Source organism: Salinivibrio sp. YCSC6, assembly GCF_004916735.1.
Lineage (GTDB): Bacteria > Pseudomonadota > Gammaproteobacteria > Enterobacterales > Vibrionaceae > Salinivibrio > Salinivibrio proteolyticus.
This window is the reverse complement of record NZ_CP039516.1, coordinates 2,746,717-2,762,322: the sequence shown is the minus strand read 5'-3', so window position 1 is coordinate 2,762,322 and position 15,606 is coordinate 2,746,717. Positions and strand designations below refer to the sequence as shown.

Here is a 15,606-nt window from a genome sequence, read left to right as displayed (position 1 = left end):
TGCAACATATGCGTTACATCCAGATTGCTTGATTCACCGTACTTCTAACTCTTTTTAAGGTTTGTGGGCCTATTTGTGGGTACGCTAGCAATACATCGTCTGAAGTGTTCACCAAATCCTCCAATGTCTTAATGTCATTTTGATCAAGTAAACCCACCATGTAGTCTGTTAAACCATACGGATATGCATTTGATTTTTTGAGAATCGATATTTCTTTATTTAAAATATCTAGCTCATGTTCTGGTAAAGGTTCTGGTAGTTCCAGTTTATAAAGGTCACTACCACGATGGAATTCTACAGAATCGTCTTTAAAAGACAGCCATTTATCTTGCATCGCAGGGCTTATCCGACTGTGTTCTAGATATTCTGTAATATTACATAAATTAAGCACATAACGTGTACCACGACCTCGTGACTTCATTGCTCTTGAAACTTCCTTTCTTGCAATAAAGCCAACATATTCGAGGATTTCTAACGGTTTATTCAATCTCTGTCCAATTTCCCTTAAAATTAGAACTGAGCGCTCGCTCTTTTCTCCGGCTTTTTCGAAGAAAATCTCTGCAATCTGCTGTGCAGGATTAACCATTGGTTCATATACTCCCAATTTTGGTTCTATCTCTTCGAGTAATGGCCAGAAGTAGTTATTTGAAAGTTGCTTAAAGGACTCTGTTAGATGCGTAATCGTAACCGAGGAAGAGCCATTAATTGATGTAATTAACTGGTTACAGCTATATATAAACGAACGCATATTGCCTAGTACAGCAACACCCATTAACTTACATACTTCTGACTTGGAGAGACCTTTAGCGAATTTTGAATCATCTAGAGATGTTGAAAATCTTCGATTTAGAACTTCAACAAACAACTCCGTAAAATCAGAAGCTGTCTCTGAACGGTTAACATCGATAACCGTTGCATCATTATAAACATCAAACCTAGTTCCAAATTTCGTAACACCTGGATATATTGATGCCTTACATGAGATCGTGTTGTTCGAAAGTGTTCGAAAGATGTCAAAGAAATCTGATAAACTTGTTTCTCTTCCAATATGCGCTGCATCGTCAAAAAGGAGCACGATTCTCTTTGATAACTGCGATGAAACATGAATTAAAATTTGCTGTAACTCTGAAACGTTATAAGCAATCGTGTTAATATCAGCTTCTGGTAACTGCTTTTGAATTTCGCCAATCACTAACTTGCAAAATAGTTCAATGTATTCAGCTCCAGAAGTTCGCAAAAGATCTAGGTGCCGTAAACTGACATAAATACCGATTGCGGTACCGTCTTTGTTTCTAGGATATAGTCCCATTGACGCTTCGATCATAAGTGCACTTTTACCACACCCCCGAGCACCTTTTAATAAGACTGGCCCATGTGCTCGCAATTTTGAAATACACTTTCTATCTTGTGAGGTGAAAAAATGATACTCAGAAAATTCTTGCAAATCAAAATCTTCAGCTGCAAGAACAAGAGAGTTGTCTTCGTAAACTTCATATTCCATAATTAACTTAACTCCAGTTCTTTTGAGTTTTTGTAGTCAACAAAACTCTGCTCAAGCTCCGCTTTTTTATAAGCATATGGAATTTGTGAGATTAGTAGACTAATTGAAGCTACTATATAAAATGTTTCGTTCAAGAGTGATATCACCGTATCTCGGTCCAACACTGATTCTTGCGGTATCAGTAACTCATGATGAATGCCTTTAGAAAGAGAAGAGTAGGCTGTATTTATTTTCGATTTAATTGATTCAATAGTGCTATCTGGAGTGGTGCTACTCAGTTGAGCATACCATTCACCCATTGAACTTTCACTACCTTCATCAATGACCAATTCTGCACTACTAATAAGCACAAGCTGAACTTGATACGCTCCAAAAATTGCACGAGTAGGGTCTTTTAGTGATTTATCATTCCATATGTTACTTACAGCCTTGTCGACTACATCACCTTGCCAGCGGATTGCTGAAGAATGAGGTTTACCCAAATCATAGTCAGGTTGCTCTTGCTTACCTTTCATCAATAATATTTTGAATGGATCAACCCTAGCAATCAAAGCTGTCATACTAAGCTCTAATATCGAACGCCCCAAGTACGGACCATACAAACCTAGCTTATAATCTGATGACTGTTGTAGTTCGACTAATTCCTGAGTTACTTTCTGTAAAGATGTTTGAAGATGTAGCAGTATCTTGTCTAACTCATGATTAGAATCAAAACCTGTCCCGCAAACCAACCTAACAAAACTGGTTATATTTTCCAATTAGTTAAACCTCACTAATCCTAGTATATTTAATTTTTTATAGGTTTAAAAACGAAGTTGAATACTCATTTCTAGCTATTCTAAACCACCCTCCAAAATGAACCAATTTTTTCTTACGACTGCATGCTTTGAAAGTGGATTTTATTCATTAATCGGCTTGATGCTTGTTATGTTACCTCTGTTCTATTGACACATTACTGGCATTAGAAAAAGTAAGTCAAATGATGCTTTTGTGAAATAAGTGGTCGACCTATTGAAACAAAGAAAGGGGCACTTTGGAGTCAGAGAGTACCGACTGTAACTGTTCTGGACAGAAATGAGCTTCAGCTTTCGCTAAGTTAGTATTCAACGGATAACCAGAGGTATTTCAAATACCTCTGGTTAATTGGCCAAACTCCCTGTAGCATTAATCAAACAACTCTCGGGCTGTATCCAAAATCAGAACAAGCAGTTGACGCAAGCATGCTTCGAAGCCAAACCTAGTAATAGTATTCATAGAGTTGAACCCAATTCGCGCTTAGGCCCCGAGAATCAGCCGCTTACAATCTTCTTCAATGGCTTTATCAATAGCATCATTATCTTGAGCATCAAACAGTACTATCTGAAGCTCTTTTAAGGCCAAATGCCCAAATCGAATCCAAGCGACCAGGTTGGTCCTCAAAAAGAACTCCACAATTAAGCCGCCTGAGCGCAACGCGGCATCTGCTGCGTCAATGGTACAAAGTGTTCCATGGCTTACCAACAACATACGGCGAAGTTCAGGGATTGAGCCCTTTGGTATACACTCCTCCCAAGGCTTATCATGTAAAACATGTTGCTTGACGGCCCAGCTTAACCTAGTGAGTAACTCGGAGATAAGCACTGGTATAGCCATTGCAGCGCCATGTCTAAGATCGTACCCTTGCTCAAACACCTTGCTAAACACAATTGCTAGGGTTTGCTTGTTGATAACCTCTTTGCCTTTCTTAACGTTGCCTGTTTTCACTTCAAAAGCACCGAAGTTCATTAACTGCGTGAGGTTGTAGAAAGGCATCGGCACACCCGAGCCTCGCCCATAGTCCGCTTGCTTACGATCTATTCCAGAAGAGCCAGAAACGTCTGACATGATGTGACCAAACCAGTTAGCAACACCGGCGAATATCTTTGCAACAAAGTTATGCCCTACCAGCTCAAACTCTTCCGTTTCGATAGTGATTATCTGGCCTTCACTAACAAATGAAGAGGTATTCGTGAACTGATTCAGAACTGAGAAAAACAGCCCGACAATATCGGGGCTATGACTGAGGCTTTTTAGATGATGGTTCTTAGTAGACAGGTTCTTAACCTTGCCACCAGTGCCGTTTATCTCTCCATTGGTAGTTGCTTGATCGTAGTTAACTTTAAACTTGCGCTCTAAGAATCCTATTGCACTACTCGTGCTGTTGGCATCATCTCTTGGCCCTTGCCAACCAAGCATTGAAGCAAACTTCTCAACTGCACCCTCAGCAACGTTATCGGCAACTTTGGTAAGTGGGCCTGTAGTTGGAGTACCAACGAATAACACATCGACTAAACCCGCAATAGCCCCGCAAGTTCCCGCGATCATATAGTCTATGGAGTCGCATTGCGCAGGCTTTGAGAAAAACGAGTCTCGAAACTCGCGTTGCGCCTCTGCTAACTGCTGCTGAGACATCACACCTCGCAACCCTTGATAGTCGACCTGTATCTGGTTTCTCTCTATATAGGCATCGAGTTGCCTCATATATTCTTCTTCAGAAGTACAGCTATCGACTTCAACAAAGTCTAGGGGTTGCAGTGTCCCAATGCTAGCTGTCAACTCCACTTCTATCCCAGCAAGCAATACATCCAGACCAACATGGTTGGTATCAGGCCCCTCGCTTGGTTCTGTACCACACCAAGTTAAGAGATCGTCTGTGTTATCAAGCAATTCACTCAGCAAATCATCACCCTCACAGAGCAAGTCATCAACCTGTTCCAAAGATGAGCGCATATCAACAAGATGCGCTTGAGCGTTAGATAGCTGATGGTTTGCTGCTGTTAGCGCCTTTATGTTCCGCTCTTCGTCCTGCTCGAGAATATTCTTTCCTTTCGCCACATCAAGCTCCTGTTAGCTAAGCAACTTGCCTAATGCAGCTTTACCCAAGGCCTTAGATTTTGCACCGAGCATATTGCTCATGTCGAAGTAGCCAATGGCTTCAAATATCTGTGCTAATTGCTCTAGCGTCTTAACTGAAACCCCTTGCTTAAGCGTCAGAACACCCTCTTCTGCTCCCTCTTCACACTCGTAATGAGACAGCACGGGCTCTTGAAGCTTTTTCTTTGATGGCTCTGATGTTAGCTCAAGAAAACTAGCTTTATCTAGCTCGATGGGACATTTTGACCGCAGTTCACTGGCTTGATATTCGTTGCTCTTGTTCTCAAGGTGCTTACCCGACTTGATAAGCATGGTTAGCTGCTGCTGCTTCGCTGCTAACTTGTGGATCACCTCATTCTGATTCAGTGAGTTGTTGATTAGCTCATTCATTTTCTCAGTAACAAAATTGATGTCTTCCATTAGAACTGAGATTGTCTTTTGAGTGTGTTGAACGGCTTTGGTAAGCAAAAAAGCGCGATGTTTGTGCTTGTCCAGTTTGTCTGCACCCGTAAGCTTCTTCATGCCGTGGTAGGCACCCACGCCAATCAAAACCGCAGCACCAATGCCCGTTACCATGCTTGAAAAACCGAGAACACCACCAACACCAAGAGCAGACAAGCCTGAGGTCAAACCTGCAGCCGACAAACCCACAACCGACCCCGACATATATACAGCCGCAATCGGAGCGCCAACAGCGGCAACGCTTTGAGCTAACTGCTTCGTCTTCTGCTCAAGCACACTGTCGTCGATGTGATCATCTAAAATTAGCTGGTCATTTTTGACGGCTTCGACCATAACATCGAGTTTTTCGTCAGATATCCCGAGCTTAGTTTTTAGCTCTTGAAGGTGAAGGCTGTTTTTTGCTTCGTCGACAGTTCCTTGTCCTCCGAAGGCAAATATACCAATGAGGTCTTTCATCAACGTCAGGCAAAGCGCTTCATATTGCGTGTCAGAGAGCTCTGCTTTGATAGTGCTTAATAGCTCATCAGCACTGATGGTGTTTTGATGGTCCAACATGTACGAACGAACATCTAAGCGCTTCTCAGGATTGAGCTCAACGCGAGTAATCAAGGATAAAATCTCTGCTGTTTCCTTCGCATCGATCTCATTGTCATTAGCAAAGGCGAGATTGATAGCGACTTTACAGTATGCGGCCTTAACCGTTTCACTCATATCTGATAACAGCACGACCTGCTCTTGCTCTTCGAAGTCCTCAAACTCCGAGATTAACTGCGTAAGAAAATCAGCAAATCCCTGGTAGTGCCCTTTTAGATCACTCCAGTCGATCATGAGCTCCTCATCATCCCCATAAGTGATGAGTAAGTACTCGATTTCTTTAGTTTTATCTTTTTTCGTTACAGTTTTCTGTACATATTCGGCAGAGTGTATTGACTCGAACTTGATACACAGAGCCGCTTCAAATGGCCCTTTCACATACAAAGATTCACCCGTAACAAGAAAGCCATCTTTCCCATTGTTGAACACAGTCATGTCAAACAAAGCGACGACCAGATTAGGATCGAGATCTAGCTTGTAGCTAGCAATGGCATTATCCAACTTCTTTTCAAGCTTTTCATCGGTGAAAGGGGCGATAGCAAGGCGCTTGTGGGGAACAGCTTGTTTGAGCTGAGACTTAATAAATCCATTTACATCGACTGACATTTGCTATTCTTCCTAGAAGACAGAGATAATACCAATATATCAGAATAGGCCTAGCAATGCGGTTAAAAGGCTGTTAAACACGATTTTTTCACTAAAACATTTTAAGCGCATCACGATCCCACGTGGCGCTTAGTATGAGAAATGTATAGTGGATTTGCCCACATAGTTAGGATTTTTAACATAAGGAAAGGTAATCAAAATTACGATGATTACAACAAAGCTCAACTCTAATCTAGCTCATTTTGGGGCAAAACGTTATCAGAGCAAAAGGCAAACTACGACAAAAACATCGAAAAGTTTCGAACTTTATTGTCATAGTTCTAGCCTTTATTATGGAGTTCCAACTTTAATGTTCGACGCCGCCGATTTAGCCTTAGATTGCTTTTCCCGCAAACGACTAGGCATTTTCACTGAAATATACAATGCATAATATTTGGAACTGATTCCCCCCACAAAAAACTAGCGTTTTACTAGGACTTTTTGTTCGATGAGATTAAACAGGCCAATCCCAATCAATGTATTGTTGTAGCTGTTCGTTAAGCTCTTCAGAAGCAGCACCGTCTACATGATGCACATGGTAGCCATATATTTTACCTGATGGAATGTTCGTAAACTCGGTTGCTTGGTAAGGGTCAAACGCTGGCGTAGCACCGATTGTTTCAATATCAGTGTTGATTGTCTTCAACCATGTAACCATGATTGTTTTAGCGCCAGTGCGTTCAACGTACTTGCGAGCTGCTTCCAGTGACCAACCTTTCGTACAAATGTCATCAACAAGCAAGACTGTTTTGTTGTGTTTTAGAGGTGCATTCTTGTATGGCTTGTTGTAGTTCTTTGTTGGTAGTTTGTTCAGCTTGATAGTGTTGAGCTGATTATGATGGTCAATTATCTTGCCTTCGCGACGTGCGTTCTGTGATTTTGTAGCCGTCGTGTGACGCTCAATCAAATCATGCAAATAGCCCTTGTTGAAGCATCTGCCAAAAGTCATAAGGTCATCGTTCATCTTATCGTTGCCAACACCAGCTCTATGCCCTGGGTAGGCGGCAATAAAATCAATACGCTGATGAATACCAGTAAAGTACATGCTTGTAACTAGCGCACCCAACCAGAAGTCAACATCGCCTTGACCGAACTTAGCTGCTGCACGTCCATTCTCCGAGTACTTTCTAAACTCAGGCTTGAATGTGCTGAACGGTGCAAGCGCGTAGTACTCAAAATCCCCGTCTTTGATTTCATGGCTCCAAAAGTGCTGACGAAGACAAAGCGTATCAATGAAGCGAGCAAGCTCTTTTGGTTCACTAAACTCGAAGCCGTAGTCAGTATTGTTACTGTACCAAGTAGCACGCAAGAATAGAATCTTGCCGTTTACAGCCGTGCGCATGTCATCGTCACTACTGCCGATATAGACGACTTCGTTGGACTCCCACTTCATTTTATCTAGAACGTACTTAGTTGCTGCTGCGCGTGGCTTAGGTGGAATCTCAGGGTCACGCTGTCGAGTAAATATATCGAGGTCTTTGAAATGACCCTCAAACGCGTTGTATAAGTCTTTTTTGTTACCGTCGTTGTCGGTAATAGTCCAACTACGATTAGCAAGCAGTACTGGCTTGATGCCACGCAGTGTAAAGAAAGCCATTAGTTTTTCTACTTCTGCGAAAACGTCACCCTTAATCTTCCCAGTGTTGATTAACGTATCTTCGACACTGAGAATCACACCTTTTAGCTGTTTAGCAGCCATACAAACTCCTTACAAATCCATTGAAAGTTGCCCTTGCTCGCCTTGTGCTGGTGATGGTTGGCTTTCTTCTGGCTGTTTCAAATACATTATTAAGTCACTGGATTGAGCAGGGACGCTGAAAACTTGACCGCGTTTATATGCACTGACCGCTTTTATTTCTGCATTTTCTAAATCTGACGGATAGAGATACGGCATCACCAAGAATCGACCGTAGTCTTTAGTGAAGTTCACTGTATGAGCTGTACCGCTCTTTATTTTCCATTCGACTGGTACTGTAATCTGAGCAAGGCTAGCTTGAATACGATTGCGACGTACGAAGTTGTGAGCACTGTAGCTTTGGTGAATCAGGTACTCAGTAACAATTGCACCACCATTAGCGACAATCTCTGCTCGTAAATGCTCAGAGCCACGAGGGTAGTTGCTATCAATGCCAGTGCCTAGTACAGCAATGGTCGGAACATTGAAGCGAATAGACTCAACATGGGCTTTTTGGTCAATGCCGTCAGCAAGGCCACTCACAGATGCCAAGCCTTGATTAGCTATGGCTGCAACAATGTACTTCGTTAGCCAAAGACCATCTTCTGTAGCTTTTCTGCTACCAACAATCGCAACTGATGACTGGTGAAGTATCTTATAGTTACCCTCGACGAACAGCCACATGGGTGGTTCAGGTATGTTCTTCAACTGCTTCGGAAAGAGATCTTGGTCATAGAAGAAAATACGAATGTTCTTCTTTATGTACTCACGCGCAAGCTCAAGACCTTTGTTCCATAGTTCAAGTTTGAACTGCATCCATGACTCGACAGACTCTTTAATAGAATCATCAAGCTTCTGTCGAAGCATTTTTTCAAAGTGCTCAACGTCATCTGTTTTAATCAGTTCTCTAAAGCTGATTTTTTGAGCAGCGATTTTATACAGTGTTTTGAAGCCAACACCGCGTATTGACTGTAACGCTAGAAACGCGACGGTTTCAGCTTTCCAGTAATCTTGCTCCTTTTCCATTTACAATACCTTGCTATAGCTGGGTTGCGCCTGATTTCTTGCACTGAGATCGGTAGATTTAAAGCTAGTTTGAATGCTAAAGGCGAAACGCTCTTATTGCTTCCATATTCCTGATTTCTATTACGTATAGCAAGTAATCGCATAACAAAAGCGTGATTATTTTGCTCTTGAGTAAGTGTTTTACAGTTAGTTGTTGTGAAAATCCAAACATCTTTTCATTAGAAAAAAGCATCTTGTGAAGTTGCGTCTTCCAAATTAGTTTGGGGCAAAAGCGTGTTTTCGACCAGATGTTTACCATCATTTCTCCCAAATGAACTTGCAAAGGAAAAGTGACGAACTGAATGATGTACTGCCTTACATTGAATCCCGATATCTGTGATCTGAAGATTAAATCTCTCTACCCTGAGGCTTGTGTGCATTCCTTAAGCCCAGTCTTTTGTAAAAACAAACCTGCATTCGTTGTTTATCTCAAAAGTCACTGAAACACCACCAACAGGTCGCTTTTCGATGACGACCAAGTAGAGTTGTGGCTGTGCTGCATCAGAAAGCCATCTACAGGTGGCTTTTGAGTGATGCCAGGCATTTTTCCAAGTGACCGATTTGTCCAAATTGGGCAGTTTGACGTGCCGGGATTTACACTCTTAAAGGCCAAAATCTCTCCTGAAACTCATCAATCAGGAGATAACGAATGAAACTTCATCCTCGGCAGTGCCAGCATTGTTCTGGCGCTTCAATTCTCGAAATTCTTGAGACTGCATCGAATTCAAAATCTGTAGAGCAAGCAATCACATCGATCGCCAATAGCCTGATGTTTAGAGCAAGGAAATACCATGAGTATGAGACACGTAAATTGGCAATTTCCTTCCTGCGAATGGCTGAAGCAATTCACCCCGCACTATCGAGCGGGGACCCCATCTCACAGCAAGAAAAAGCCGTGCTTTGCCCGGATTTTTCTCCACACCCCACTCACCGCGAGTGGTCTGTCTCATCCGGCGCAGTAGCGCCTTCTGAGGGGACTCCCTGTACCTCTGTACACACTGAGTCGCAAGGGAGTTGCACACAAGAGAATCAGGGATAAGGGGGACTACAATGGGAGTTTCTAAGGCGTACCGCGTACAAATATATCCACCTAGACAAGTACATATTTTGTTGAAGGAATTAGCTAAAGATTCAGGACAAACAGTTAGTAAAACGGCGGTGTCTTTGATTGAGCAGGCATTAAATAATGACTCAACACTGCACGAAATCAGAAACGTACAAGTGGATCAGAAGGAGATTTATCAGCAGCTAATTAACCTGCTATCGATAAATGTGGCAACCACCGATTTTCTGCTCAAAAAGACCTGCTCTGAGGATGAAATGGCTGAGGCTAAACAGGTCATTTCAGCCCGGACAAATGCTTTGCGAGAGTATTTCATTGGAGGTGCTGAAAATGGCAACGATTAGAAAAGGTCGAGTCGGTGACTTTGTTCGTGGTGCGGACACATGGCTTCATAGCCAGCAGATGTTGTTATTCAGCGGAATTTGGATCTTTCTGCCTGGTGTTTTGTTGGCGATTGTCGGTGGCTTGTTATACCTCTGGATAGACGCCGATAAATGTGTTTTGCAAAACGCTAGTACATATCTTTGGGCACAATTGAAGGCACTAGTACAACCATTTTCAAGCGTGACTATAGGAACCTGTGTTGCCCTAGATGGGCGCGACTCTCTGCCATCCTCTGTGGTGATAAATGAACCACTATTTCTGGAAGCTGCTGTTAATCTTCTCAGTTCATTTGTATGGGCTTTCATTTTATTTTTTGTATTGTACTGGCCCTTTGGTTTTTATCTGGTTGTAAGGGCAGTTAAAAGAGGTAAGGGGATTAAAGAAGACAAATATATCCGAGGTGCCAAATTGGTATCTGACGATGATCTTAAAGTTGAGGTTATAAATAAGCATGGAACCTCTGATTTTATATTTAGGTACATACCAAACCGTTATGCGTCACAAATAAAAAACTTCCGAGTGCCATTTCCATCATTGGAAAATATTAATGAGATGCTTATTCGTTCTGGTATGGAGATAAAAATAGCGCAAGATTTAACTTGTAAAGTAAATGATTCAATCCTGGAATCTTTTCAAGAAAATAATCAAATTCGAAAGTTCCTAGATGTTAATCAGGTTAAAAAAGACATTGCTGATAATTTTATGCTTGAGATGAATCGTTATAGAGAAAAAAGCATAAATAATTATAAGGACTATTTAAGTCAGGACTTTCCATTACCATACGGATTTTCAAAAAAGCATACTCTGATTAGTGGTACTACCGGTGCAGGTAAGTCTACTTTTCTAATTTATTTGTTGAAAGCTATTCGTGCTCGTGGAGACCGAGCCGTGGTATATGACAAGAAAGGCGAGTTCGTAGAGATGTTCTATCGGGACGGAGTTGATCACATACTCAATCCGGCAGATAGTCGCTCACACCAATGGACTCCATGGGAAGAAATGGCCTCACCATTTGATGCAGACTGGATAGCGGAGACACTCATTCCGGAGGACAAATCTAAAGGAGGAGATCCATTTTTTAGAGACTCGCCGCGCCATGTGTTTTCCGCAGCGTTACAAAAACTCTATATGGATGGCTTCCGATCTTTAACTACCCTTTTGCGGGCTACTGCTTGGAGTGATTTAGAGCTATTAACAGAATTAGTAGCAGGGACACCGGCTGAAACTCATTTTTCCGAAGGCAATGAGAAGACGTTAGCAAGTATTCGGTCAACTTTAGTTAATGGAGTCTTACCACTGCGGTTACTGAAAGAAGAAAATACAAAGGGGTTTTTCTCAATAAGAGATTGGATAGCAGAAGGCGATGAACCTAATGCTGATGATAGTTGGTTATTCTTACCAGTACGAGAATCTGAAATAGAAATACAGAAACCTCTCATCTCGACCTGGATACAAGCTGCGGCCAAAGGGTTGATGGCGCGTGGGGTTAATAACGAACGGACTCTTTGGATTGTTGTCGATGAGCTACCAAGCCTCAAAAAAATTCCTGCTCTTTCAATGTTGATGGCCGAAGGGCGGGGCTTCGGTGCGGCTGTTGTTTTGGGTATTCAGGAAATAAACCAGCTAGAGGAAGAGTTCGGGAAAAACACCTCTAAAACCATACTTGGCTTATGCTCCACGCAGCTTCATTTCCGTTTGAATAATGCCGACACTGCGGAATGGGTCTCCAAGGTACTTGGTGAAGCTGAGCGTGAGGAAGTTGATGAAGACTTAAACTACTCCGCCGATGACATTCGAGACGGCGTTCGGGTCAGTTCTAAACGTCAAAACCGAAAAATTGTTCTTCCCAGTGAAATCATGGACCTGCCTGATTTGTCTTGTTTTGTCAAAATTTGGGGTGTGGAGAGTAAAGCCCGTATTGATATTCCTTTCTTGAGGCTTCCGAAGATCGCTGACGGTTTTATTCAAGGTGATGAGAATGAGACGGTTGGTATGCGCCTGCTTAATGCCGCACGAGCCTTAAAAATGGAAGCTGATATTGGCTATGTTCCGAAAGAGCTTTCCGATGAGCGGGACGTTGATGAGTCTAAAAGGCCAATACCAAGTCCAAGTGACTTAGAGCAGGAACTAAATTCAGTATTGGGAACGGTTGGAATGGATGATGATTTGGTATTTGGCCTGCTTGGGAAAGGAGGCAAAAAATCATGATGTCTGCGTCTTCTATTAAAAGTGCCGGAGCTGCCGGTCATTACTTTGAGCATGATGACTACTATGTAGACGGGCTATCTCCTTCCGCATGGGTAGGCTCTGGAGCTGAGGCTCTCAGTCTTGTTGGTGAGGTGGAGCGGGAAACTTTTAAATCACTTCTGGATGGGCGGCTCCCAGACGGTCAACAGGTTGGCACTTTTCGTGACGGCGAGTGGAAACACCAACCAGGGACCGACCTCACTTTTTCAGCACCTAAGAGTGTTTCTATTCTGGCAGAGGTAGCAGGCGACAAACGGCTTCTCGAAGCCCATGACCGGGCTGTCCAAGCGGTACTTCAATATATAGAGAGCGAATATATTGTCACAAGGAATCGCAACCGTACTAAGGATACCGTTGAATACGAGAAAACAGGTTCGCTGGTCGCAGCCACTTTCAAACACACAACCAGTCGTGCCCTTGATCCTCAGCTTCACACACACTGCGTGGTAATGAACTTAACACAGCGAAATGACGGCCAGTGGCGCTCAACGGAGAATAAACCAATCTTCATTGACCAAAAGCACCTTGGTCTGGTCTACCGTCAATTTCTCGCTCAAGAGGTTGGTTCACTGGGCTTTCGACTAGAGCACCAGGGTAAAGATGGGACCTGGGAGATTGCTGGGGTAAGTAAAGATACTGTACGTGAACTGTCGAAACGATCAGAGGCAATCGGAGATGCGCTGGAGGCTAGGGGAAAGACTCGTGAAACGGCCACGGCTGAGGAAAAGGAGACCGCCACGCTCGACACGCGGGATCGAAAAGTCTCTGCTGAGCGTGGTGAACTTCTGAATCGCTGGCATGCAGAATTGGGCGAAGAGAAGCTGACAGAATTGGAAGGGGTCATAGCTCTGTCTCGGGAGAATACCCCATCCCTGGAGCGGCAATCCGAGGCGACTTTTGCGCGGGTTCAATTAGCCAACGAAGCCGTCATGTGGGCGACTGAGCACCTTGGAGAACGTGATACGTCTTGGGCACACCACGATCTAGTCAAAGTGGCTAGCCGTTATGCCGGATCGCGAGTACTACTTTCTGATGTAACGAATGCAATTGATGCTGCAATTCGCAGTGGTCAGCTCATAGAGAAGTCGGTTAGAACCTTTGATAAGGTCAGCAAGCAAGAGATTGATGTTCGGGGATATACGTCGAAAGCGGCCATCGCCATCGAGGATGAGGTGATCAAGGAGGAATACCTTGGCCGCGACCGAGTTCAGGCATTGTGCAGCCGGGAACAGGCGGCTGCGGCTATTTCTAATGCCGAGGAGAAAGCCAACGAATTTGGGTATGAGTGGAACGCTGACCAAAGGAAAGCTACAGAGGGCATTCTTCTCTCCGAGAATCGGATCGTTGGAGTGCAAGGATTAGCTGGTACAGCTAAAACCAACTCCGTGCTCAGCACTGTTGCTGAAAAAGCACGAGTTATGGGGTACGAAGTAAGAGGTCTTACTCCAACTAACTCGGCTGCTCAAAGTTTATCTGAGGGCGCGAATATTCCCTCCAGTACAATCCAAAGTTTTCTGGGACAAAATCGCAATGAATGGGTAGAAGAGAAGCGACTGATCGCCCAAGTAGAGAGAATAGACAGACGGCTGGAACGGCTCAAAAAGGCCCTTGAAAACCCCGGAGTAGACCTAAAAACTGGTGCTCAGATCCCTGAAACCTCCCCCATTTACCAAAAGCGACTCGATGAACTTTGTTACGAACAAACAGAGTTAAAAAGTCAGCGGGATGAGTTAGCTAAGGGAATGCAGCGGTCCCCTCAACTTTGGGTTGTTGATGAAGCATCAATGATCGGTACAAAATTGATGCGCGATCTACTTCAAAGAGCTAGCCAGGTAGGTGCTAAGGTTGTGTTGACTGGTGACGTCCGCCAGCTTGCGTCAGTAGAGGCTGGTGCTGCTTTTCGTCAGCTTCAGGCTCATGGAATGGAAACATATCGACTAGAAGAAATCGTTCGGCAGACGAACCGAGGAACAAGGGATGCGGTATACCTCTCCCTAATGAAAAGGGCCTCTAATGCTCTAAGTCGGTTACAGGAGAGTGGCAGCACGATAAAAGAATTGGTCGCTCGTAAGAAAAGTGGAAAAATTGACCATGAGAAAAGCGGTGAAGTCCGCAGACAAGAGCTTGTAAAGGACTACATGGCTCTTGCGCCGGATGAACGAGCCAAAAGTATTATCCTCGAACCAAGCCGTGAGGGCCGCCGTCGCACGAATGAATTAGTTCGTGACGCCCTAAAAAAAGAAGATGCTCTGGGCGAAGAGCTGCGTACTAACCAGCTATCACCAGTCGATGCAACAGAAGCTGAAAGGCGCATGGTGACGTCATATCAAAATGGGTGCATCGTTCGGTTTGCGCGTAGCTTCAAGCGTGAGGGTATCAAGCAGGGCCTCTATTATCAGGTCGTTGGTCGAGAGAATCACGCTCTCTTATTGAAGAAGTTGGGGGAAAATGAGCAGGCTGAGCTGATTCGCTTCTCTCCTGAAAACTATGCGGCCAAGAACATCCAGTTGTTCGAACTAACTGAAAGTGGCTTGGCCGTTGGTGAGAAGATCGTGTGGCGTGATAATGATAAGCCAACTGGACGATTGAACAATGACACGGCCACAGTTGAGAAGATAGAAGGCACGAACGTAACCTTCAGACTTTCAAATGGTAAAACTGGTGAGTTTGACATGTCCAAACTGGCTAATTCCCATTGGGATCACGGTTACGCCATGACGGTTCATGCTGCCCAAGGTAAGACAGCCCAGAACGTGTTTGTGCACGCCGAAACCAACCGGGAAGCTTTATTGAACACGGAACAGTTCTACGTGCAGATATCAAGAGCAAAGGACCGCGTGTATCTATACACCGATTCAAAGGAAGGGTTTGTCCGAGCTGTGGAGCAGCGTTCAGGTCAAAAACAGACGGCTAAGGAAAGCCGTTACCAGTCTCTGGAACCGCTGGATCACTTGATTGATAAGCTATGGCAACAACCAGAGTCAGGACGCTCGTCAACGCAGACAACTGGTAAATCTCAGGCTAAAGGTATATCAAGAGGCGACAGTGAACGCAGTCTAACAAGATAATTGCAGTCTA

9 protein-coding genes are annotated in these 15,606 nt (G+C 43.8%); 3 read left to right on the top strand and 6 right to left on the bottom strand.

The genetic code is table 11. The features are described 5' to 3' along the window. Positions 1-13: 13 nt before the first annotated feature. The 6 genes from E8E00_RS12880 to E8E00_RS12855 form a co-directional block, all read right to left on the bottom strand. Positions 14-1,501, bottom strand: coding sequence for a hypothetical protein (locus E8E00_RS12880; protein WP_096630512.1), 1,488 nt, complete (start codon positions 1,499-1,501; stop codon positions 14-16). A 2-nt stretch (positions 1,502-1,503) separates the two neighbouring features. Beyond that, positions 1,504-2,259, bottom strand: coding sequence for a hypothetical protein (locus E8E00_RS12875; RefSeq protein WP_136588389.1), 756 nt, complete (start codon positions 2,257-2,259; stop codon positions 1,504-1,506). Between the two features lie 517 nt (positions 2,260-2,776). Next, positions 2,777-4,354 (bottom strand): hypothetical protein, encoded by a 1,578-nt coding sequence (locus E8E00_RS12870; protein WP_205907384.1) that lies wholly within the window; start codon positions 4,352-4,354, stop codon positions 2,777-2,779. A 12-nt stretch (positions 4,355-4,366) separates the two neighbouring features. Beyond that, entirely contained in the window at positions 4,367-6,055 is a 1,689-nt protein-coding gene (locus tag E8E00_RS12865; RefSeq protein WP_096630516.1) for a hypothetical protein, read from the bottom strand. Between the two features lie 493 nt (positions 6,056-6,548). Beyond that, complete coding sequence (locus E8E00_RS12860; protein ID WP_096630519.1) at positions 6,549-7,793, bottom strand: phosphoribosyl transferase; 1,245 nt, start codon at positions 7,791-7,793, stop codon at positions 6,549-6,551. Between the two features lie 9 nt (positions 7,794-7,802). Next, on the bottom strand, positions 7,803-8,795 hold the full coding sequence (locus tag E8E00_RS12855) for a DNA-processing protein DprA (protein WP_096630521.1): 993 nt from the start codon (positions 8,793-8,795) through the stop codon (positions 7,803-7,805). 1,089 nt (positions 8,796-9,884) lie between these two features. Here E8E00_RS12855 and E8E00_RS12845 point away from each other — a divergent pair. Genes E8E00_RS12845 through mobF form a run of 3 tightly spaced genes read left to right on the top strand, consistent with a single transcriptional unit; the run spans position 9,885 to position 15,596 of the window. Then, complete coding sequence (locus E8E00_RS12845) at positions 9,885-10,241, top strand: hypothetical protein (RefSeq protein WP_096630528.1); 357 nt, start codon at positions 9,885-9,887, stop codon at positions 10,239-10,241. Beyond that, a complete protein-coding gene (locus E8E00_RS17350) occupies positions 10,228-12,489 on the top strand; it encodes a type IV secretion system DNA-binding domain-containing protein (protein WP_240531920.1) in 2,262 nt (753 codons plus the stop codon). Before E8E00_RS12845 ends, E8E00_RS17350 begins: the two co-directional genes overlap by 14 nt. Continuing rightward, entirely contained in the window at positions 12,486-15,596 is a 3,111-nt protein-coding gene (gene mobF / locus E8E00_RS12830) for a MobF family relaxase (RefSeq protein WP_096630530.1), read from the top strand. The genes E8E00_RS17350 and mobF overlap by 4 nt, the downstream gene beginning before the upstream one ends. The last annotated feature ends 10 nt before the right edge of the window (positions 15,597-15,606 follow it).